This window comes from Paraburkholderia sp. JPY419 (assembly GCF_050435705.1).
Taxonomy (GTDB): domain Bacteria; phylum Pseudomonadota; class Gammaproteobacteria; order Burkholderiales; family Burkholderiaceae; genus Paraburkholderia; species Paraburkholderia youngii.
Genome location: NZ_JBNDKV010000002.1, coordinates 1,080,211 through 1,103,086 on the forward strand (window position 1 = coordinate 1,080,211; position 22,876 = coordinate 1,103,086).

The 22,876-nt window shown below is 63.4% G+C and carries 14 protein-coding genes and 1 pseudogene; 8 read left to right on the plus strand and 7 right to left on the minus strand.

All coding sequences use genetic code 11. The annotated features are described in order from the left end of the window. Nucleotides 1–99 precede the first annotated feature (99 nt). Nucleotides 100–2,142 (minus strand): sigma-54-dependent Fis family transcriptional regulator, encoded by a 2,043-nt coding sequence (locus tag QFZ91_RS11140; protein ID WP_429567263.1) that lies wholly within the window; start codon nucleotides 2,140–2,142, stop codon nucleotides 100–102. A gap of 310 nt (nucleotides 2,143–2,452) precedes the next feature. Here QFZ91_RS11140 and QFZ91_RS11145 point away from each other — a divergent pair, with 310 nt between their 5' ends. After that, entirely contained in the window at nucleotides 2,453–3,979 is a 1,527-nt protein-coding gene (locus QFZ91_RS11145) for an aldehyde dehydrogenase family protein (RefSeq protein ID WP_429567264.1), read from the plus strand. A 107-nt stretch (nucleotides 3,980–4,086) separates the two neighbouring features. On the opposite strand, the pseudogene QFZ91_RS11150 reads toward QFZ91_RS11145, so the two are convergent. Beyond that, a pseudogene (locus QFZ91_RS11150) lies at nucleotides 4,087–4,473 on the minus strand (NADP-specific glutamate dehydrogenase); the annotation flags it as partial. Nucleotides 4,474–4,822: 349 nt separating this feature from the next. Here QFZ91_RS11150 and QFZ91_RS11155 point away from each other — a divergent pair. From QFZ91_RS11155 to QFZ91_RS11180, 6 genes are all read left to right on the plus strand, one after another. Beyond that, the gene (locus QFZ91_RS11155) at nucleotides 4,823–8,593 is read left to right on the plus strand and encodes a type VI secretion system Vgr family protein (RefSeq protein WP_429568626.1); all 3,771 of its coding nucleotides are present in this window, start codon (nucleotides 4,823–4,825) and stop codon (nucleotides 8,591–8,593) included. A gap of 1 nt (nucleotide 8,594) precedes the next feature. Next, entirely contained in the window at nucleotides 8,595–9,209 is a 615-nt protein-coding gene (locus QFZ91_RS11160) for a hypothetical protein (protein WP_429567265.1), read from the plus strand. Further along, nucleotides 9,206–9,421 (plus strand): hypothetical protein, encoded by a 216-nt coding sequence (locus QFZ91_RS11165; RefSeq protein ID WP_429567266.1) that lies wholly within the window; start codon nucleotides 9,206–9,208, stop codon nucleotides 9,419–9,421. Before QFZ91_RS11160 ends, QFZ91_RS11165 begins: the two co-directional genes overlap by 4 nt. A 1-nt stretch (nucleotide 9,422) precedes the next feature. Continuing rightward, nucleotides 9,423–10,025, plus strand: coding sequence for a hypothetical protein (locus tag QFZ91_RS11170; protein ID WP_429567267.1), 603 nt, complete (start codon nucleotides 9,423–9,425; stop codon nucleotides 10,023–10,025). Between the two features lie 223 nt (nucleotides 10,026–10,248). After that, on the plus strand, nucleotides 10,249–10,863 hold the full coding sequence (locus QFZ91_RS11175; protein WP_429567268.1) for a hypothetical protein: 615 nt from the start codon (nucleotides 10,249–10,251) through the stop codon (nucleotides 10,861–10,863). Between the two features lie 223 nt (nucleotides 10,864–11,086). Beyond that, on the plus strand, nucleotides 11,087–11,815 hold the full coding sequence (locus QFZ91_RS11180) for a hypothetical protein (protein ID WP_429567269.1): 729 nt from the start codon (nucleotides 11,087–11,089) through the stop codon (nucleotides 11,813–11,815). Nucleotides 11,816–11,830: 15 nt separating this feature from the next. On the opposite strand, the gene QFZ91_RS11185 is transcribed toward QFZ91_RS11180, so the two are convergent. The 5 genes from QFZ91_RS11185 to hemC form a co-directional block, all read right to left on the minus strand. Then, complete coding sequence (locus QFZ91_RS11185; protein WP_429567270.1) at nucleotides 11,831–13,570, minus strand: SulP family inorganic anion transporter; 1,740 nt, start codon at nucleotides 13,568–13,570, stop codon at nucleotides 11,831–11,833. 113 nt (nucleotides 13,571–13,683) lie between these two features. Then, nucleotides 13,684–14,718, minus strand: a complete 1,035-nt coding sequence (locus QFZ91_RS11190) for an SDR family oxidoreductase (protein WP_429568627.1) — start codon at nucleotides 14,716–14,718, stop codon at nucleotides 13,684–13,686. 158 nt (nucleotides 14,719–14,876) lie between these two features. Beyond that, nucleotides 14,877–16,067, minus strand: coding sequence for a heme biosynthesis protein HemY (locus tag QFZ91_RS11195; RefSeq protein WP_429567271.1), 1,191 nt, complete (start codon nucleotides 16,065–16,067; stop codon nucleotides 14,877–14,879). A gap of 2 nt (nucleotides 16,068–16,069) precedes the next feature. Next, the gene (gene hemDX / locus QFZ91_RS11200; protein ID WP_429567272.1) at nucleotides 16,070–18,061 is read right to left on the minus strand and encodes a fused uroporphyrinogen-III synthase HemD/membrane protein HemX; all 1,992 of its coding nucleotides are present in this window, start codon (nucleotides 18,059–18,061) and stop codon (nucleotides 16,070–16,072) included. Beyond that, nucleotides 18,061–19,059 carry a hydroxymethylbilane synthase gene (gene hemC, locus QFZ91_RS11205; protein WP_429567273.1) on the minus strand — a complete coding sequence of 333 codons (999 nt, stop codon included), beginning with the start codon at nucleotides 19,057–19,059 and terminating at the stop codon, nucleotides 18,061–18,063. Before hemC ends, hemDX begins: the two co-directional genes overlap by 1 nt. 493 nt (nucleotides 19,060–19,552) lie before the next feature. Between hemC and ppc the strand changes: the two genes are divergently transcribed. Next, on the plus strand, nucleotides 19,553–22,711 hold the full coding sequence (gene ppc / locus QFZ91_RS11210) for a phosphoenolpyruvate carboxylase (protein ID WP_429567274.1): 3,159 nt from the start codon (nucleotides 19,553–19,555) through the stop codon (nucleotides 22,709–22,711). Nucleotides 22,712–22,876 lie beyond the last annotated feature (165 nt).

Consider the following 22,876-nt stretch of genomic DNA (forward strand, 5'->3'; position numbering starts at 1 on the left):
GTAGTTCGCCGGGGACACGCTGGCATCCAGATCGACTTATAGAAAAAACAATGGCCGGTCTCCCGGCCATGATCGATTGGGCCCGCGAAAACTTCCGCGTCAATCCTTTTCCGCGCTCCGTCCCGACTGCGACTGCGCCGCTGGCATCCTCCGGTAAATGGTGTTCCGCGACACGCCAAGCGCACGCGCCGCCGCCGAAACGTTGCCGCCATACCGCGCCAGCGTCATCGCGACGACTGATGCGGCGACATCCTGCAGCCGCGCGCCGTCGCGTACGGACGCTTCGCCTGTGGCAAGCGCGTCCGCATTCGCAACGTCGGCGACGGCCGATACGGCAGAGTCACCTTGACCTGCGTCGTCGTCGCCACAACCCGCACCACGAACATCCTCCAAAAAATCATCCGGCAAATGCTCCCACCGGATCACCCCATCCTCTTCCACCATCGCCGCCGCAGTCCGCAGCAGATTAGCCAGTTGCCGGCAGTTACCCGGCCACGCATGCCGCCCGAACGCCGCCATCACATCAGCCGCAACACTAAGCGCCTGTCGCCCGCGGCTTTCCACTGATTCCCACTGCAGCATCTTTTGAACGACGACCGCCAGATCGCTCCGCTCACGCAACGCCGGCAACCGAACCGCAAGCCCGTTGATCCGATAGTAGAGATCCTCACGAAACTGATTCTGCGCAATCATCTCGCGCAAGTTGCGGTGTGTCGCGCAAATAACGGAGACATCGACAGGAACCGACCGCGTCGCCCCAAGCGGCGTCACCATCCGCTCCTGCAAAACACGCAGCAACCGCACCTGCAACGAATACGGCATATCCCCAATCTCATCGAGAAACAGCGTACCTCCATTCGCTTGCATCAGCCTGCCGATCGCCCCTTTACGCCGCGCGCCGGTAAACGCCCCCTCTTCATACCCGAACAGCTCGGATTCGATCAGCGACTCTGGAATCGAAGCGCAGTTGACCGCAATAAACGGCCCATCACGTCGCGGCGAATCGTTGTGAATCGCCTGCGCGAGCAACTCCTTGCCGGTACCGGTCTCGCCGGTGATCAGAATCGGAATATCCTTGCCGAGCACCTTGCGAACCTTCGCAATCAGTGCGGACACACGAGCATCACCTGTATCGAGATCGCTGAGCCGCGATAGTCCCGCAGCCGGTTGACGCGCATTCGCACACACCGGTCGCGGTGCGGCTGCACCCTGCACGTCAACGGCCCCGCGCTCCAGCCCAAACGACGCCCGCCTGAACTGCCCACGTGCGCAAACCACCGCACCGTTGTGCAGATTCAGCATCAGATGCGGCGCAACGCCATGCGTCAAACGGTCGATCAGTTGCGAATACGAGATCTGAAACAGCGACGACAGCGTATGCGCGCGCAACGCAGCTAGCGACAAGCCCAACTGAAATTGCGCACTCCGATTCGCGGACAGAAAGCGACCATCGTCGGTAAACGCGATGATCCCTTCCATCAGCGTGCCGAGAAACTCGGGACGTCCGTGAAAAGACACTTGCAGTACGTCGCGAAACGCAGTCGAGAACAGATGGTTTTCGATCATCTGCACCGACATCTTCGCGAGCGCCATCGTGTGCTGGTGATAGCTGCGGTGGTCGCCGGTCACGTCGAGCACGCCGATCAGATCGCCATACGGATCGAGAATCGGCACACTCGAACAGGTCAGGAAGCGGTTCGCCGCCAGATAGTGCTGATCGCCATGAACGACCATCGCACACCCCTCGGCGAGCGAGGTACCGATCGCGTTGGTCCCCTGACGATCCTCGGCCCAGTTCGCGCCGGGCCGCAGCGCCACTTTTTCCGCGCGATGCAAAAAGTCGTCGTCGCCGATCGAATGCAGGATCAACCCTTCGGCGTTGGTCAACACGATCATGCTTTGCGTATTGACGATCTGCTCGCGCAGCGTCTCCATGACCGGCATCGCATGCGCGCACAGCACCTGGTTTTGCTCGCGCTTCAGCGCGAGTCCCGTGTCGGACAGGATGTCGTAATCCGGCCGGAACGATGCGCGCAGGCCGAACGTCTCGGAGCGTTCGTGCGCTTTCTGGATCGCCGGGGCAGGCCAAGCTTTGGAGCGGTTAGCCGCCGCCGGGCTGACCGGATGAACGTCTTCGCGCATTGTCTCCTCCTGAATGCGCCCGGCTCGTGCCGGACGCTTTGATGCGTGTCGACAGAATACTCCGTTTGCCAGTCCGCCCAACGCCCGCCGTGACCCCGCGCGGGCCCGCATCGTTGATCTGCATCAGCGTCGGCCGAATCTGCGGCGTTTCTGAACAACCGCTGCCCGCGCATCTGTTCCGAAACGGAACACTTCCGCTTTATAGCCCAGCCCAATCCCTGAAATTTCGCATGTCGATGCATTGGTATGGTTCCTGCCTGATGTGGTCCCGCGCAGTCACCCGATCACCATCACAAAACGGAGACAAGTGATGAATCCATTTGACCTGAAAGCTCTTGGCATCGACATCGAGTATCCCTATCGCCAGCGTTATGAAAACTACATCGGCGGCAACTGGGTGCCACCGGTCGGCGGCGACTATTTCGACAACGTGTCGCCGATCAACGGGCAGCCGTTTTGCCGCGTGCCTCGCTCGAGCGCCGCGGACATCGACCTCGCGATCGACGCCGCGCACGCGGCGCGCCGCAAATGGGCGAAGACGTCGGTGACGGAGCGCGCGAACCTGCTGCTCGCGGTGGCCGAGCGCATGGAAAAGAACCTGAAGCGGCTCGCGGTCGCGGAGACAATCGATAACGGCAAGCCGCTGCGCGAAACCATGGCCGCGGACCTTCCGCTCGCCGTCGATCATTTCCGCTATTTCGCGGGCTGCGTCCGCGCGCAGGAAGGCGGCATCTCCGAGATCGACGACAACACGGTCGCTTATCACTTTCACGAGCCGGCTGGCGTGGTGGGCCAGATCATCCCGTGGAATTTCCCGCTGCTGATGGCCGCATGGAAGCTCGCGCCCGCCCTCGCGGCCGGCTGCTGCATCGTGATGAAACCCGCCGAGCAGACGCCGGCTTCGGTACTCGTGCTGATCGAACTGATCGGCGATCTATTGCCTGCCGGGGTCATCAACATCGTCAACGGCTTCGGCAGGGAAGCGGGCGAAGCGCTCGCCACCAGCAAGCGCATCGCGAAGATCGCGTTCACCGGCTCGACGCCGGTCGGCAGGCGCATTCTGCACGCAGCCGCGGACAACCTGATTCCGTCGACGGTCGAACTCGGCGGCAAGAGCCCGAACATCTTCTTCGCCGACGTGCTCGATCGCGACGACGCATTCCTCGACAAGGCGCTCGAAGGTCTCGCGATGTTCGCGTTGAATCAGGGCGAGGTTTGCACGTGCCCATCGCGCGTGCTGGTTCAGGAGTCGATTTACGAGCGCTTCATCGAGAAGGCGATCGCCCGTGTGGAACGCATCAAGGCCGGCCATCCGCTGAACGTCGAAACGATGATCGGCGCGCAGGCATCACAGCAGCAGCTCGACAAGATCCTGTCGTATATCGACATCGGCCGGGACGAAGGGGCGCGGTGCCTCGTCGGTGGCGAGCGCGCGACGCCCGGCGCCGGTCTCGGCGAGGGCTTCTACGTGAAGCCGACGATGCTGTTCGGCAACAACGATATGCGCGTGTTCCAGGAGGAAATCTTCGGGCCGGTCGCTTCGGTGATGACGTTCAAGGACGAACAGCAAGCGATCGAACTCGCGAACGACACGTACTATGGCCTGGGCGCGGGCGTATGGACGCGCGATGGGACGCGCGCTTACAAGATGGGACGCGAGATCGAGGCGGGACGCGTGTGGACCAACTGCTATCACCTGTATCCGGCGCACGCGGCATTCGGTGGCTATAAGCAGTCGGGGATCGGGCGCGAAACGCACAAGATGGCGTTGTCGAATTATCAGCAGACGAAGTGTCTGCTCGTCAGCTATCAGGCGGAGGCGCTTGGATTCTTCTGAGCGAAGGGCGCGCTTCGTTCGCTGACGACGCGCGCTCTACCCCCGCGTGCCCCAACACGTTGGGTAGGCGCGGGGGCAAGCAATTGCGCTGGCATCCCACCCGTCGCTCAGATCACGCCTTGTGCCAGCATTGCGTCGGCGACCCTCACAAAGCCGGCGATATTCGCTCCGTTCACAAAGCTGACCGAACCGTCGTCGCGACGGCCATGTCGCAGGCAGACTTCGTGAATGCTGCGCATGATGTCGTGCAGACGTGCATCGACTTCTTCGCGCGGCCAGAAGATGCGCATAGCGTTCTGACTCATTTCCAGACCCGACGTGGCGACACCGCCGGCGTTGCTGGCCTTGCCAGGGACGTACAGAACGTCGTTGCTTTCGAAGCACCTGGCCGCGTCGTTGGTCGACGGCATGTTGGCGCCTTCGGCGACGCAAAGCACGCCGTATTTGATCAGCGTTGCGGCGTCCTCGGCATTCAGTTCGTTTTGCGTGGCGCAATGAATTCAATTGTAGGAATCGCGTCGCTTGTCCTGCGATGTCGATCGTCATGAAGAGTCCTTCGCCCGACGAATCAAATTTATTGCCTAATCACGCTAAAAATTCATCCAATTCCGATCGCCGCGGGTCATCTCCGTCCCGATACTTGTCGTTCGCACATGACAAGGAACGACGATGACGAACGGCAACGGCCAGCCAATGATCCGGCTCGCAGGCAATAGCACGGGCTGCGGCGCGATTCTGACTGCATCGTGAGCGTGCCAATTGCGAGAACTTGCTCACCCGCGTGAACACATCCTGGGCCTTTCCTCTGACGCACTACCCACATGGGGCAATGCGCCTTTGCTGGTGCCGCTCCGTCTGCGCGGCGCCGAAACCCTGGGCAAGCTTTATCGATACACGCTCGATGTCGCGACGATCGAAAGTCCGACGCTCGGAGTGTGGCAAGCACAGGAACTCGTCGTGCCTGATCGCCTGATCGGCAAGGTCATCGACATTTCGATCGCTTTCGACGGCAACGGATTGTTCGGTCGTCATGGGTTGGTACGCGGCGACGTGGCACACGCGAGCGCCGGCCGCCGCACGATGTCGGGCCTCATCACAGGCATCAAACAGATGGGTACCGATGAACGGCGCGCCTATTACCGCCTCGTCGTCCGTCCCTGGCTGTGGCTGGCCACGAAGAACTGCGACAGCAGGATCTTCCAGGACGCCAGCGTGGTGGACATCACTGACCGGGTACTCAAGGAGCGATATCACTTTCCGGTCGTGATGGAACTCGGCGCGCCCGGCCTGCGCAACGGCTACCCGAAGCGGGACTATATCCGGCAGATGTGGGAATCCGACTTCGATTTCCTCACGCGGATCTGGAGAGAATGGGGAATCTACTACCTGTTCGACGGAATGACGCTGGTACTGTGCGATTCGCCCGGCTCGCACAAGCGACACGACAACGCATACGACACGCTGCGCTACCATGCGCCCGACAGCAGGCACGTCGACGAGGAGCACGTTCACAAGCTCGAGGTATCGCATCAGATCACGCCAGGCAAGGTCAGCCTGATCGATTACGACTACACGCGCCCCGGCGCGCGCTTCGAGGGCGAGTACGAGAGCCACAGTGAGCAGGCCCACGACAACATCGAGCAATACGGTTGGGGCGACTACTCGCAGCCGCTTGCGGGTGCGACGGGACTGTCAGGTGAGCGGAGCGACTTCCGCGATGAAGCCGGGCACCTCGCGAGCGTGCGTGTCGATGCAATGCGCGGCCATCGTCTGCGGCTCAAGGGTCAAGGGAATCTGCGCGGCCTGACAACCGGGAAAACATTCTGGCTCGACAACCATCCGCTGCGGGAAGTCAACGCCGAGTACCTGGTCGTATCGACGACCCTCGATATCCGTAATGCACCGCAGAACACGCAGTCACCCGGCGCGGACACGAACGATGCGCTGCGCCAGTGCGCGACCGACTTCGTGCTCCAACCCGCCAATACGTTCTTCAAAAACCGTCCGAAGAAAAAGCCGCGTTGCGCGGCGGAAACGGCAATCGTGGTCGGCCCCGAGGATCAGCCGATATGGGTCGATGGATATGCACGCGTGAAGGTGCGCTTTGCGTGGGAGCGGCTTGCCCCGAAGAACGACAGCGCCAGTTGCTGGGTGCGGGTGTCGTCGCCGTGGCAAGGCAATGGCTTCGGTGCGATCTATCCTCCGCGCATCGGTCAGGAGGTCACGGTCAGTTATCACGAAGGCGACCCGGACAAGCCTTACGTGTCGGACCGGATGGTCAACGGCCAGAATCAGCCGCCCTGGAGGCTACCCGACAACCAGGCGCTCTCGGGCATCCTTAGCAGCGAGCTCAAGCCCGGCTGTGCGAGCCAGACCAATCACGTCGTACTGGATGACACGCCGGGCCAACTGCAGGCACAGATCGCCAGCGACCACGCCCAGTCGCGCCTCGTGCTGGGCTACAACACGCATGTCGTGCGCGACGCAGGCCGGCAACAGGCACGCGGTGAAGGCTGGGAACTGGCGACGAACGCATGGGGTGTCGCGCGAGCCAACCGAGGCATGCTGATCACCACCGAGGCACGTCACGGCGCTAGTACCCCGGCAAAGGATGCCGGTGAGACCGTGGCGCGCCTAACTCAGGCGCGCGACAGCCACGAGAACCTCGCGAGTCTCGCGCGGCGGTACGAGGCACAGGAACAGCAGACCAGTCAAAGCGAAGTCGCGCAGGCCATCAAGGCGCAGAACGACGCGATTCGCGGCGGCAGGGCAAGCGCGGAGCTTCCCTTTCCGCAACTGACCCAGCCCGAGCTGGTGCTGGCCAGCGCGGCGGGTCTCGGTCTCACGGCAGCGCAAAGCACGCACGTGGCGAGTGCCGAACATATCGCGCTCAGCGCGGGCGGACACGTCAGCGTCGCGGCTGTGAAATCGCTGCTGGCGTCGGCGCTCAACGGCGTGCGGGTGTTTGCGCAACATCTCGGCATCCGGCTCAAGGCCGCATCGGGCAAGGTGCAGATCGACGCGCAAAGCGACGACGTCGAGGTCATCGCGCAACGTGTCGTCAGTATCATCAGTAGAACCGATTCGATCAATCTGATGGCCAGCAAGGAAATCGTCTTGCATGCGGGTAACACGAAGGTGGTCATCAATTCGGATGGGTACAAGGTCTATACGGGTGGGGAGCATCGGGTCCATGCGAGCGGTCATCGGACCGAGGGGCCAGCGGCACGGCCTGTCAGTCTGCCTGTCACGCCAGAGAGTCCCGGCAGGCTGGCGGCGCATCATGTGCTGATCGAACACGATTCCGGCTTTGCGCTGCCGAACCAGCCGTACCGGATCACGCTCGACGATGGTCGGCTGATTCAGGGTGTGACCAACGCGCTTGGCGAAACGAGCCTCGTCACCAGCAATATGCTTGCGTTCGCGACGGTCGAACTGCTTGCCGCGAGCGAGCCGGACAAAGTGATTGCGCTTAGCAGAGGCGCAGTGATCAGAGCGGCGAATGAGTCATTCACTGGCGCTGTACCCAATGCCGAGAAACGCAGTGCCACGGTCGCAGGAAAGGCCGTGGCCTCTCCGAACGAGAGCGCGACGACGGAAGATAAACGACCCGAATTCGTCTCGTGCGATCCGATGAACTTCGGGCTGCGGTCTTATCACTTCGTCAACGGTGCGACCGAGGGTGACACGCCCGCCGGTATGTCGATGCGCAAGGGTGTCGAGTACCCGGTGACCAAGGCTTATGCGGCTGCGATTAAGGCTGCGTTGCAGGGGATCGATTGGGGCGGGGTGGCTTGGCCGTTGACTGCCGATTCGAAAGACATGATTCAAGACACGGTCATGCCGATATTGGAAGAGGCGCTTGGCGCTGGACCCTTTGGATTGCCACGACGCGATGTCGTCAACCCGGAAAATGGCGGTGCCATGCCAAAGCTTGTAATTGTCGATCCACAGCGGGAAACGCAATACGGCCTGCGACAGGATGTCAGCGCCGCGTTCATCGGAAAATACTGGCATATCGCTGTCAACGAGAATGAGATCGCGCGCATCCTCGAATACAAGAACCGGCCGGCCTCCCTGGATAACCGTCTCAGGGCATTTGCCGATACGCTGTATCACGAGTCTCGCCACTGCCAGCAGTACTTCTGGATGCTTTCACTACTACAGCACTATCCAGACGACTATAGGGACCTGCCGAATATTCAGAAGGTGTATTCATCGGCAATACGCAAGAGCGCATTTACATCCGCCGGCAACACGCCCTTACCTGACGACCATCGCGTTCACATCGGTCTGCACAGGATGCTTGTCTTCCACTACTTCTGGCTGATTTCCTACCTGCAGGACAAGCCGGGCTGGGAGTACGTCAGACGAGATCTCCCGCTTGCCGTCAGGAAAGTATGTGAGCTGCTTTATGTCTCTGCTGAAACAGCACAAAAAATGGCGCAATTCGAAACCGGCTACAGGAGCCAACTTCATGAAGAAGATGCCTACGCCTGCGCGGAAGTGGTTCAGGCCTACTGGCGCAATCCTGATGATCCTCTCGTTCGCAATCCCGGTACATGCACAGCTCAGTACGCCGACGCCCTCAGGATCGTCGGGGCCAGGAGCTGAGATGAGACCGACTGTGACCGACGCCCAGCGCGACATGGCCTTCAGGATATTGACCACCGCAATGGCGATCCTGCGGGACGACCAGCCCTTCGATCCCGCGCACACGATATTCGGCCAAATTCTTGCGGCGCGGCCTGAGCGCGGTGTAGTAGGTGTTACGGAGTATTCCTTCGTGAATCCGGTTTTGCCGGAGACGCAAATCATCGTAGTTGCGATACCCGATCCGCTCGACCCCTCCGCCGACCGCACGAAAGTCAAGCAAGTCGTCACCGACTTCACGATCCGTTTCAGTCCGCTATTGACAGACATTAGCCGCTCGACGCTGGAAGACCTCTTTCCTCTCGATATCGGCTACTGGATCGATGGGGACGGCATCCGGCGGTCCGGCAATGATATGGGAGTGTTGCCGCCGCAGGTCCGTCTGCATGGCTATCGCTATCGTGCTTCGAATCTGCCGACGAGCCGGTTCCCGGTGGATGTAGATCTGGCTTTCGGAGACCCAGACCCAAACAATCCGGCGCCTGATGAACCCAAAACGCCGGTCCTAATGGACGTTCTCCTGAATCGTGACTATTCCGCGCTGAAACCGCGACACCATGGACAGAGCCCTTCTTGAGTGACCTGATGAATGTCTCTGCTGAAACAGCTCAAAAAATGGCGCAATTCGAAACCGGCTACAGGAGCCAACTTCGTGAAGAAGATGCCTACGCCTGCGCGGAAGTGGTTCAGGCCTACTGGCGCAATCCTGATGATCCTCTCGTTCGCAATCCCGGTACATGCACAGCTCAGTACGCCGACGCCCTCAGGATCGTCGGGGCCAGGAGCTGAGATGAGACCGACTGTGACCGACGCCCAGCGCGACATGGCCTTCAGGATATTGACCACCGCAATGGCGATCCTGCGGGACGACCAGCCCTTCGATCCCGCGCACACGATATTCGGCCAGATTCTTGCGGCTGATTCTCTGCGTGGTCAAGTAGGTGCTACGGAGTATTCCTTCGTGAATCCGGCTTTCCCGCGGACGCAAATTATTCTATTTGTGGCGCCGGATCCTGCCTCCCCCTCTGCCGATCGAACGAAAGTCACGCAAGTCGTGACCCACTTCACAGTCCGCTTCAGTCCGCTATTGAGAGACATTAGCCGCTCGACGCTGGAAGATCTCCTCCAGGTCGATATCGGCTACTGGATCGACGGCAACGGCGAGCGGCGCCCGGGCAATGATATGGGCACGGTGCCGCCGCAGGTTCGTCTGCATCACTATCGCTATCGCGCTTCGACTCTGCCAACGAGCCGGTTCCCAGTGGACGTCGAATTTACTTTCGGCGACCCAGATCCAAACGATCCGACGCCTGACGAATCCAAAACGCCGGTCCTGATGGACGTGCACCTTGATCGTGACTATTCCGCGCTGCGCCCGCGACATCATGATTAGAGGCCGTCTTGGTGTGACCTGCTAAACGTTTCTGCTCCCACACAAAAAATGGCGCAATTCGAAACCGGCTATAGGAGCCAACTTCATGAAGAAGGTGCCGACGCTTGCGCGGAGGTGGTCCAGGCGTACTGGCAGAATCCTCGTGATCCTCTCGCTCGCAATCCCGGTACCTGCCCAGCTCAGTACGCCGACGCCCTCAGCACTGTCGGGGGCAGGAGCTGAGATGAGACAGACTGTGACTGACGCCCAGCGCGACGTGGCCTTCAGGATATTGACCACTGCAATGGCGATCCTGCGGGACGACCAGCCCTTCGATCCCGCACATACGATATTCGGCCGACTTCTTGCGGCTGACCCTCTGCGCGGCAAAGGAGGCGGTACAGAGTATTCCTTCGTGAATCCGGCCTTCCCGCGGACGCAAATCATTGTCTTAGCGGTACCCGATCCGCTCGACCCCTTCGCCGACCGCACAAAAGTGAAGAAAGTCGCGGCGCACTTCACGATCCGCTTCAGTCCACTATTGACCGACATTAACCGCTCGACACTGGAAGATCTCCTGCAGGTCGATATCGGTTACTGGGTCGACGGCAATGGCGAGCCGCGGCCCGGCAATGATATGGGCACGGCTCCGCCACAGATTCGGCTGCATAGCTATCGCTATCGTGCTTCGAATCTGCCGACGAGCCGGTATCCGGTGAATGTCGAATTAGCTTTCGGCGACCCAGACCCAAACAATCCGGCGCCTGACGAACCGAAAACACCGGTCCTGATGGACGTTCTCCTGAATCGTGACTATTCCGCGCTGAAACCGCGACGCCATGGACAGAACCCGTCTTGAGTGGCCTGTTGAACGTCTGCGGAAACAGCACAAAAGATGGCGCAATTCGAAGCTAACTATAGGAGCCAACTTCATGAAGAAGATGCCGACGCTTGCGCGGAGGTGGTCAAGACCGATTGGCAGAATCCTGATGATCCTCACGTTCGCAAACTCAGTACCTGCACAGCCCAGTACGTCGACGCCCACAGGACCGTCAGCGCCAGAAACTGAGACGAGGGACACTGTGACCGACGAGCAGCGCAACATGGCCTTCAGAATATTGACCACGGCAATGGCGATCCTGCGGGACGACCAGCCCTTCGATCCCGCACATACGATATTCGGCCGCATTCTCGCGGCGCGGCCTGAGCGCGGTGTGGTGGGTGTTACGGAGTATTCCTTCTTGAATCGGGTCTTGCCGGATACGCAAATCATCGTAGTTGCGATACCCGATCCGCTCGACCCCTCCGCCGACCGCGCAAAAGGGAAGCAAGTCGCGATGCACTTCACGATCCGCTTCAGTCCACTATTGACCGACGTTAACCGCTCGACACTGGAAGATCTCCTCCAGGTCGATATCGGTTACTGGATCGACGGCAATGGCGAGCGGCGGCCCGGCAACGATATGGGAACAGTACCGCCGCAGGTTCGTCTGCATCACTATCGCTATCGTGCCTCAGACCTGCCAACCAGCCGATTTCCGGTGGACGTCGAGTTTGCTTTCGGGGACCCCGACCCAAAGGACCCGGCGCCCGACGAATCCAAAACGCCGGTCCTGATGGACGTTCATCTTGATCGTGACTATTCCGCGCTGCGACCGCGCCACCGTGAACAGAATCCGTCGCGAACAGATGGTGGCAAAGGGCGTCGCGGGATGACCAAGAACAGGAGTGAACTGGCGCGGTCCCAAACCGTTTTCACAGCCATTTCAAAAGCAAACGCCAGGCGCAAACCCGTTCTCCTGTGGATCTAGCCTCAGCTCCGAAAACTATCCCTCCCCAACCGTCTCGACATAGTTATCAACCGCACTACTGACCGTAGGATGAAAGCGCGCATCGCCGATCAGATCGGTCAACTCGAAGCGCCTGAGCTTGTCGCGAACCGGATCTTTCATCTCCGCAAAGTGCAGTGCAATCCCGCGCTCGTCGAGCGAGCGCGTCAGCTCCCGCAGCATGTCGGCCGAGGTGACGTCCACGCTCGTCACCGGTTCGGCCGCCACCACCACGCGCTTGACGGGTGCCGGCGAGTCGGCGACGGCTTCGAGCAGGCGCTCCTGAAACTGCTCGGCATTCGCAAAGAACAGCGGTGCATCCCAGCGAAACAGCACGAGTCCGGGGATTCGCTCCGCGTGCGGATAACGCTCCAGGTCGTGATAGCCGCGCAAACCCTCGACGCGACCGAGCACCGCGTAGTGTGGTCGCCAGCCGTCCCACAGAAACTCGATGATCGCGATCACCACCGCGAAGCCGATGCCTGGAATCGCGCCGAACACCGCGACGCCGGCAAAGCAGGCCATCGACAGCCAGAACTCCCATTGCTGGATGCGGAAAATCCGCTTCAGGTCCGTGATCTCGAACAGGCCGATCGCCGCCGCGATGACAACCGCGGCGAGCGCGCTGTTGGGCAGGTAGTGCATCAGGTTGGGCGCGACCAGCAGCAGCGCCGCGACCGCCAGCGCGCCGACGACGCCCGTCAGTTGCGTCTTCGCGCCCGCCGCCTCGGCGACCGGCGTGCGCGACGAACTGCTGCTGATCGGGAAACCGTGGAACAGGCCCGCCGCGAGATTGGCCACGCCGAGCCCGACCATCTCCTGATTGGGGTCGACGCGGCTGCGAAAACGTGCCGCGAAAGTCCGCGACAGTACGCTGGTATCCGCGAACGAAATCAGCGCGACCGCGCAGCCGCCGAGCAGTATCTTCACCAGATCGGCATCGGTGAGCCACGGTAGCGCAAAGGTCGGCAGGCCTTGAGGGATCTTGCCGAGCACTCTCACGCCGACGCTATCGAGGTGCAATGCGGTCACGCACAACGTCGCGACGATCACGGCGATAAGAATGCCCGGCAACTTCTCGAAGCGCTTGAGAAACAGGATCAGCACGAGGCTTCCCGCGCCCACCGCGAAGCTGTACCAGTTGGATTTGCCATCGGCGATGGCCTGCACGAGGCTCACGATGTCCCGCAATGGCCCGCGCTCTTCGATCGAAATGGCAAACAATTTGGGTAACTGACTGATCAGCACGGCGAGCGCGATGCCGTTCATATAGCCGTATCGAATCGGCTTAGACAGCAATTCTGTGATGAATCCCAGCCGCAGCAAGCCCATCACGATACAGAACACCCCGGACACGATCGCCATCATGCTGGCCGCCGCAATCGCGCGCGACGGGTCGCCCGCCGCCACTTGCACGACGACCGCCAGAATCGGAGCCGCAAGCGCGGAGTCGGGGCCGAGCACGAGAATCCGGCTCGGGCCGAACAGCGCGTACGCCAGCAACGGGACGATCGTCGCGTAGAGGCCGAACACGCCGGGGACCCCCGATGCCTCCGCGTAAGCGATCCCGACTGGCACCAGCATCGTGGTCAGTACCAGTCCGGCCGTCAGATCGCTCGGCAGCCAGCTCAAGCGGTACGCCTTGAGCACTGTCAGTCCCGGCAGCCAGCGCATCCAGCGGTGCGCGCTGCTTGCAATGGTCTGCTCTTTGTGAGGAACGGGCCTGTCCGCTTCCATTTTTGGAATGTTCGCAGTCGAGGACGCCGCGCCACGGATTGTGGGCGCCCTGTCATTCGTAGGATAGTCCAGACCTTTCATCGGCGACAGGGAGGAGGCACATCGATTGCGTATCAAGGCCGCTTGCGCCTCAGCAGCCACCCGACGCCCCCTGCCAGCGCCAGCACCGCCGCGCCATACACCGCGTTGCGATGCCGATCGGTAAACAGCTCCCAGCAGTACGCGCGCGCTTCATCGTCAAAGCGGCCATGCGCGGTGTAGTGGCCGGGCACCGGCTCGTAGAGATTCGCGGGCGCATCGGCGGGCAACGGTTCATCGGTCAGTTGCCCGTCGTAACCCGCACGCGCGAGATAGTGGTCGAGCAGCGTCGGCGCGATCCGGTTCGCGAGGATCGCCTTGACCGTCGACCACCCGACCCACACCTGCCGCCGCCGATGAGTGGCCGCAAAGTAGATCGCCCGCGCCGCCACTTCCGGCTGAAATACCGGCGCCACCGGCCGCGCCCTACGCCCCGTGCGATTGAGCGCCCAGTCGAATTGCGGGGTATTGACCGCAGGCAGATCGACCATCGTCAGATGGATATCGACCCCGTCGTGCAGCAACTCGGAACGCAATGAATCGGTAAAGCCGCGCACAGCGAACTTCGCGCCGCAATAGATCGACTGCAACGGCACCGACCGGTACCCGAGCGCCGAGCCGACATTGACGATCGTCCCGTGCCCGCGCGCGCGCATCACGGGGAGCGCCGCCATCATGCCGTTGACCTGCCCCAGATAGGTCACCTGCGTGCCGCGTTCGACATCGCGCGCACTGAGCGCGGACACCGGCGCAAACGCGGTCGCCATCGCGACGTTGACCCACACGTCGATGCCGCCCAGCTCACGATTCACGCGCTGCGCGGCGCGCTCGATCGCATCTGCATCGGCGACGTCGGCGGGCAACGCGAGTGCGCGCACGCCATAGGTCGCGGCGATCTCCTCGGCGGCACGCGCGAGCCGTCGCGGCTCGCGCGCGATCAGCCCAACGTCATAGCCCTGCCGCGCGAACTCGGACGCGGTGGCGCGCCCCACGCCGGCACTTGCCCCTGTAATGACGACGACGCCCTTGCGCTCGACGTCGCCGCTGCGGGTGTCGGTTTGCACCGTCATAGCGTCGCTGGCCACTTTGAACACCTCCCAGGTTGCGCATCCGGTGAGGTGTGAAGCAAAGCGCAGTCCCGCCGATTCGAGCCGGACAGCGGCGCCGGAAAAACAAATGGCCGCAGCACGAGGCTGCGGCCATCCGGTAGCGGCTAAAGAGGCTTAACTCACGTCACGTTCATCGCCAACGCACTCTCGCGATAGTGCTCGCTCGCCTTGTCGGTATCTCCAAGCTGCTCGTGCAGACGCGCGAGCGCGCGATGCGAACGGATCTTCAGCGTCTCGTTGTCGGCGAGCTTCAGCGCGCGTTCGAGGAACGACTGCGCCTTGCCCCACAACTGCTGATGCAGGCACAGACGCCCCAGCGCGAACATCAGGTCCGCGTCTTCCGGCCGATCCTTCTGCCACGCCTCGGCCTTCTGGATCAGCGGCAACGCATCGCCGCCGGCCGTGTCCGGATAGCGCCGCAACAGGCGCGCATCCCAGTTCTGCGCAAGCGCTTCCTCGACGATCTTGCGCGCCTCCTGCGGACGATTCAGCGCGACCAGCAGTTCGGCGGCGGTATCGGCGAGGCGCGGCGAATGACGCTCGGTCGCCGACAGCGAATGCCACAATTCGAGCAGCGCCTCAGCGTTGTGACGACGATCGCGCAGCAAATTTTCCGCCGCCAGCTGACGCAGCCGCACCGCGACCGCCGGATGGATCGCCTCGCGCTTCTCCAGCGTCTTGACGAGCTTCAGCACTTCGCCCCAGTTCTTCAATTGCTGCTGCGCGCGCAGCATGATCTGCTGCGCGTGGATGCGCCGCGCCCCTTGCGATTGCATCTCGGTCAGCGCATGGAGCGCGCCGTCGGCGTCGCGGCCGTCGGCGCGCATGTCGGCGGTGGCCATCAGGCGCGCGTCCTGCCACTCGGCTTCGTCGATCTGCGCGAGCCATTCGTCGCGCCGCCCGTACTCATGCATGCGATGCGCGGCGGTCGCCGCGATCAAACCGGCCGCGCCCTTGTTGTCGCCATTCGTGAGCGCGTCCTTGGCAGCCTTTTCCGCGCGCGAGAAACGTCCCGCGTACAGGTTGCCGATCGCGTCGCGCAACGCCGCGTGCGCCTTCGCGACACGCGCGCGCGCCCGGTACGCGGCGACGCGCTGCGGCATGCGCCAGATATTGCGGATGATGCGCAACAGCGCGTAGAGCAGGATGAACAGCACCACCAGCCCGACGATGAACAGATTCAGCGACATGTCGACGCGGTACGGCGGATAGATCAGCAGCACCTGCCCCGCGTCGAAGCGCCCGCCCACCGCGAGCAAGACCGCGACGGCGAACAGCGCCGCGAGCCAGAGAAGTCCCCGGATCGCCATGATTAACCCCGGTTCCGGTATTGATTGACGGCCTGCAGGCTCGTATCGAGGTTCGGCAGCTCGACCGCGGCCGAACCGGCGTCCACCTGCTTGACGAGATCGATGACCATCTGCGTGTCTTTCGACGAAGTGTCGAAGTAGCGCGTCAACGCGGACTGCGCCGCCTCCAGGTCGGACTTCAGCGTGGTCTGGTTGCGCGACAGCAGCGCGAGACGCGCCGATAGCAGACGCAGCTTCAGGTTCTGGCGCACGAAGTAGCCTTGATCCGGCGTGACCAGCATCGCGTCGGCGTTATCGATACGGCGCACCTGCACGAGGCTCGACAGCTGTTCGCCGATGCCGTGCGTGACCTCGTCGATCCACACTTCCCAGCGCGGCTTGCCGGTGGCCGCCGCCACCTTCGCGGTGTCGGCCCACGTGGCCGCGTGCGGCGTGGCACGCGGAATCGGTGCTTCACCCGAGAGCGGCAGGCCGCTCACGTGATCGATCGCGTTGTCGAGTTTGATCGCGAGGCCGGTCAGATCGGTGGACGGTGCGGCCTTCAGCTTGTCGATGTCTTGCGCGATCGCCTTGCGCACGGCGAGCGCCTGCGGGCTATCGGACGCCGCGAGGCGCGTATCGGCGCTTTGCAATGCGAACAGCGCGAGCTGGGTATTGCCGGTCAGCTGCAACTGCTGGCTGGCCGCCGACAGCATCTGCCCGACTTCGGCGAGCGTCCAGTCGTCGCGATTGCGCGCGAGATCCGCGTACTGCTGTTGCAGCGCCTGCTGCGCGGCCTGCGCATCGGCGAGCTTGCCTTCGAGCTGCGCGACCTGCGCGTCCGATTGATGCGCGGTGGCGAGCGCCTGGTCGATCTTGATGCGCAGCTCGTTGGTCTGTGTGTCGTTGGCCTGCTGACGCTGCGCGAGCTCCTGCTCGGTGCGCACCAGCTTGCGGTTCATCGCGAAGCCGCCCACGCCCACCGCGCATGCGATCACCACGATGACAAACCACAGCAGCGGTCCGCTCGTGCTGCGGCGCTTTTGCGCTTCGTACGGCGTGAAGGGTTGATTCGGCGGCAAGGCGGTGCTTGCCGGCGGCTGAGGTGAGGCGTTCGTGGATGCGTTCGTTTCAGTCATGCGTGGTTGAGCCGGGTTGGAGGGTACCGGTTGGACGACGGGAGGCACGGCGGCCGCGGCCACGAGGGCGCGGACTATGCGCTCGTCGCCCGCGCCGGACACCGTAATCCTATCAAAACCCAATGCCCGCGCGGTCTGTGCGATGCGGGGATGCGGGGTGACGAGCGGCGCGTGTTTGAGCTGCTCGATCTCGCCGGCGGTCAGATGCTCGTGCGCGAGTTCCTGCAGATTGCGCACGCCTTCGGAGCTGGTCAGAAGCCATGCGTGCGGCGCGCCCGCGAGCAGTTCGTGCACGCGCGCCCAGGCGCCGATCGACGGCTCCGGCACGATGCGCCGGTACGCGGCGACCGTGTCGACTTCGGCGCCAGCTTCACGCAGGCGCTCGCTGAGCCATTCGCGGCCGCCGTCGCCGCGCACGATCAGCACGCGTTTGCCTTCGAGGCCCGCGGCGCCGAGTTGCGCCTCGATCGCCGCAAACAGGCCCTCGGAGTCGAAGCTCGTCGATTCGTCGTCGGCACCCGCCGCGGGGCTGATCACGCGATGCTCTGGCGCGCTGACGCCGTGGCGCGCGAGCGCATGCACGCTGCCCGGACCGACCACGCCGACCGGCAGCGCGTGCGGCCAGATATCGTGATGGCGCGCGAACGCGTGATCGACCGCGTTCGGCGACACGAACACGACCAGCGCGTAGCGTTCGAGCGACGCGAGCGCGGCGCACAACGGCGCGTCGTCGATGACGGGCGCGATATCGATCAGCGGGAAGTCGAGCGACGCGAGTCCGGCTGCTTCGAGCCGTTCGACGAGTTCGCTCGACTGGCCGGCCGGCCGCGTGATCACGACCGTGAACGGCGCCTTCCCGGGCGTGCCGGCGGCCATCACTCGCTGGCCGCCGCGCCGGGCGCAGCCGCGGGACCGCTCGCGGTGCTGAGCGCGCGGACGATCTCGAGTGCGCCTTGCTGCGCGAGCGACTGCGCCACTTCCTCGCCGAGCGCGAGCGCGCGTTCGATGGTGGGCGCCGGCGCCGACGCCTGCGCGCTCAGTACGCGCTTGCCGTCCGGCGTCGCGACGATGCCGCGCAGATGCAGCGCGCCGTCGCCCCAGGTTGCGTAGGAGGCGAGCGGCACCTCGCAGCTGCCGCCGAGCGCGCGCGACACCATCCGCTCCGCTTCGACGGCCGCCGCCGTGTGCTGATGATGCAGCGGCGCGAGCCATGCGGCGAGGTCCGCGCGATCGGCGCGAATCTCGATGCCGAGCGCGCCTTGGCCCGCCGCGGGCAGACTATCCTCGGGATCGAGCACCGCGCGGATGCGCTCGGCGAGACCGAGACGCTTCAGCCCTGCCGCGGCCAGAATGATCGCCGCGTAGTCGCCGCGATCGAGCTTGGCGAGTCGGGTATCGAGATTGCCGCGCAACGGCCGCACGTCGAGATGCGGATAGCGCATGCGCAGCATCGCTTCACGGCGCAGGCTCGAGGTGCCGACCACGGCACCGGCCGGCAGCGCGGCGAGCGAGTCGTACTGATTGGATACGAGCGCATCGCGCGGGTCCTCGCGCTCCATGATGGTGGATAGCGCGAAACCGGCGGGCAACTCCATCGGCACGTCTTTCAGCGAATGCACCGCGAGATCGGCGCGGCCATCGGCGAGCGCGGCTTCCAGCTCTTTCACGAAGAGCCCCTTACCACCAACCTTCGACAGCGTGCGATCGAGAATCTGATCGCCACGTGTCGTCATTCCGAGGATTTTTACGTCACAAGATGGATATAATTTGTGCAGCGCACATCGCACGTGCTCGGCTTGCCACATGGCAAGGCGGCTCTCTCGCGACGCAATCACAAGCGTGTGGGGTGGCGTGGAAAACGTCTCGGTGTTCATTAGCTTGCTGCTTGATGTCGGGATGGGATAACAATCAATGTTAGCACGCGCCCTTATTTGTGCCCTTGGGTTCCAAGGCACCGCGGGGCGCCGTGCGCAAGCGCTATCGATGGAGGAGACGGGCTTCGCGCCGCGCGGCGGCATGCGGGATGATGCAATGCGGCGAACACGCTGCGGCAATGCGTGCCGCGCGTTCAGTCTCTCGGCGGGCTGGCAGCCCGTGGCTCCCTTCTCCCTCGTCGGCGTCGCGCGATCGGCAGCGCTTGCGCGGTTCGTCGCACGCGGTGCGGCACGCGCGGCTCGCTTCGTAGCGGGTCGGCAGTCGCCGTTTGCAGTCCGCCGTCTCAAGTCTTTGTTGCAGTCGCATTAGCAGTCTGTCTTGTAGTCCGTTGCGCAGTCCCTGTTGTACGCAGTTCACGTTGTACTTGCTGGTTGCAGTTCGCAGTCGCAGTTCATCAATCAACAGACCCTGGCTTCCCCGAGGAAACTCATCGTGACGTCTTCCGGATCGGCGCGCCCCGCCCGCCGCAACACTGCCTCGCCCACCGCTCGCCCGGCCGACGCCGCGGCGCCCGACGTCCTGTCCAACGCTGCCGCGCAAGCCGCCAAGGCCTCGAAGGCCTCGCAAACCTCTGTGCCCGTCAAGCAGGACAAGGCGCCCAAAGCAACGAAATCCGGCAAGGCCGAAAAAGCCGCGACTTCGGCCACCGCCAGCAAGCCGGCCAAGGTCAAGATCAAGATCGAAGGAGACGCGACACCCCCGCGCGCCGCTAAAACGGAAAAGCTCGAGGCCGTGTCGCAAGCTGAGCCCCCCGCCGCGCCCACCGTGAAGAACGGCGGCCGCACGCGCGAGGATAAGGACCACCCGCTGTTCCAGGACATCCGCTATCTCGGCCGGCTGCTCGGCGACGTGCTGCGCGAGCAGGAAGGCGACGCCGTATTCGACGTCGTCGAAACGATCCGGCAGAACGCGGTGCGCTTCCGTCGCGAGGACGATAGCGCCGCCGCGCAGACGCTCGACAAGAAGCTGCGCTCGCTGACGCCGGAGCAGACCGTCAGCGTCGTGCGCGCGTTCAGCTATTTTTCGCATCTCGCGAACATCGCCGAGGACCGCCACCGCAACCGTCGTCACCGCATTCACGCGCTCGCGGGCTCGGCCTCGCAGCCGGGCACGATCGCGCATGCGCTCGAGCGGCTCGTCGCGGCCGGTGCCGCCGCGACGCCGGTGCTGCAGCGGTTTTTCGACGACGCGCTGATCATGCCGGTGCTGACCGCGCACCCGACCGAGGTGCAGCGCAAGAGCATTCTCGACGCGCAGCACGACATCGCGCGGCTGCTCGCCGAGCGCGACCAGCCGCTGACGAATCGCGAGCGCGCGCACAACGAAGCGATGCTGCGAGCGCGCGTCACGTCGCTGTGGCAAACGCGGATGCTGCGCGACGCGCGTCTGACGGTCGCCGACGAAATCGAGAACGCGCTGTCGTACTACCGCAGCACCTTCCTCGAAGAAGTGCCGGCGCTGTACGCCGACATCGAGGAGGCGCTGAAGGAGCATGGCCTCGAAGCGCGCCTGCCGCCGTTCTTCCAGATGGGCAGCTGGATAGGCGGCGATCGCGACGGCAATCCGAACGTCACCGCCGATACGCTCGAAAACGCGATCACCCGTCAGGCCGCGGTGATCTTCGAGCACTACCTGGTGCAGGTGCACAAGCTCGGCGAGGAGCTGTCGATGTCGAATGTGCTCGTCGGCGTGAGCGATGCGCTCAATGAGCTCGCGGCCATCTCGCCCGACCACTCGCCGCATCGCACCGACGAGCCGTATCGTCGCGCGTTGATCGGCATCTACACGCGGCTCGCGGCGAGCGCGCGCGTGCGTCTCGGCGAAGGCAGCGTGCCGCTGCGCAGCGCCGGCCGCGGCGTCGCGCCGATTCGCGCGACCCCTTACGACGACGCCGCCGACTTCGTGCGCGACTTGCACGTGCTGATCGATTCGCTCGCCGAGCATCACGGCGCGCCGCTCGCCGCGCCGCGTCTCGCACCGCTCGCTCGCGCGGCCGAAGTGTTCGGCTTCCATCTCGCGAGCATCGATCTGCGGCAAAGCTCCGACATCCACGAAGCGGTGATCGCCGAGCTGCTGAAGCGCGCCGGTGTCGAGGACGACTACGCGGGGTTGTCGGAAACGGACAAGCTGAACGTGCTGCTCGCCGAACTCGCGCAGCCGCGCGCGCTGCGCGTGCCCTATGCCGAGTACTCCGACCTCGTGAAGAGCGAGCTCGCGGTGCTCGAGGAAGCGCGCGTCACGCGCGAGAAATTCGGCGCGCGCGCGGTGCGCAACTACATCATTTCGCATACGGAAACCGTCAGCGATCTGGTCGAGGTGATGCTGCTGCAGAAGGAAACCGGCCTGTTGCGTGGGCGTCTAGGCGACGAGCACGACCCAGCGCGCGCGGGCCTGATGGTGATCCCGCTGTTCGAGACGATCCCCGATCTGCGCAATGCGCCGCACATCATGCGCGATCTGTTCGCGCTGCCGGGCATCGGCACGCTGATCGAACATCAGGGCAACGAGCAGGAAGTGATGCTCGGCTACTCGGACAGCAACAAGGACGGCGGCTTCCTGACGTCGAACTGGGAGCTGTATCGCGCGGAGCTGGCGCTCTTGTCGCTGTTCAACGAACGCGGCGTGACGCTGCGTCTGTTCCATGGACGCGGCGGCACCGTCGGCCGCGGCGGCGGCCCGACCTATCAGGCGATCCTGTCGCAGCCGCCGGGCACCGTCGACGGTCAGATCCGATTGACCGAGCAGGGCGAAGTGATCGCGAGCAAGTTCGCGAATCCGGAAATCGGCCGGCGCAATCTGGAAACCGTCGTGGCCGCGACGCTCGAAGCGTCGTTGCTGCCGCACGACCACACGTTGGCCGAGTTGCCGGTGTACGAGGAAACGATGCAGCAGTTGTCCGATACGGCGATGGCCACGTATCGCGCGCTCGTCTACGAAACCCCGGGCTTCAAGGAGTATTTCTTCGAGTCGACGCCGATCGCGGAGATCGCCGAGCTGAACATCGGCAGCCGCCCCGCGTCGCGCAAGCTGCAGGACCCCAAGCAGCGCAAGATCGAGGATCTGCGCGCGATCCCTTGGGGCTTCTCGTGGGGCCAATGCCGGCTGCTGCTGACCGGCTGGTACGGCTTCGGCAGCGCGGTCACCGAGCATCTGGACAGCGCGCCGTCGGACGCGGAACGCGCGCGCCGCCTCGCGCTGCTGAAGAAGATGCACAAGAGCTGGCCGTTCTTTGCGAACCTGATGTCGAACATGGACATGGTCATCGCGAAGACCGACCTCGCGGTCGCGTCGCGTTATGCGGCGCTCGTGACCGACAAGAAGCTGCGCAAGCACGTGTTCGAGCGCATCGTTGCCGAGTGGGAACGCACGTCGAAGGTGTTGTCGGAGATCACCGGCAAGAGCGAGCGGCTCGCCGAGAATCCGCTGCTCGCGCGCTCGATCAAGAACCGCTTCCCGTACCTCGACCCGCTCAATCACCTGCAGGTCGAACTGCTCAAACGCTATCGCGCGGGCGACACCAATGCGCGCGTGCGGCGCGGCATTCATTTGTGCATCAACGGGATCGCGGCGGGGTTGCGCAATACCGGTTGAGCTCGACGCTGAAGCAAGCAAAAGCCGGGTGTGGCCGACGCAGGCCACACCCGGCTTTTTTCATTGCGCGTCGACATGGTGAACAACGCGTTGCGCGAATCCAGCCGCTACAATAGAGCCCGCCATGTACCAGTACAAGTTCGGCAATTATTCTGGTATCTCTAT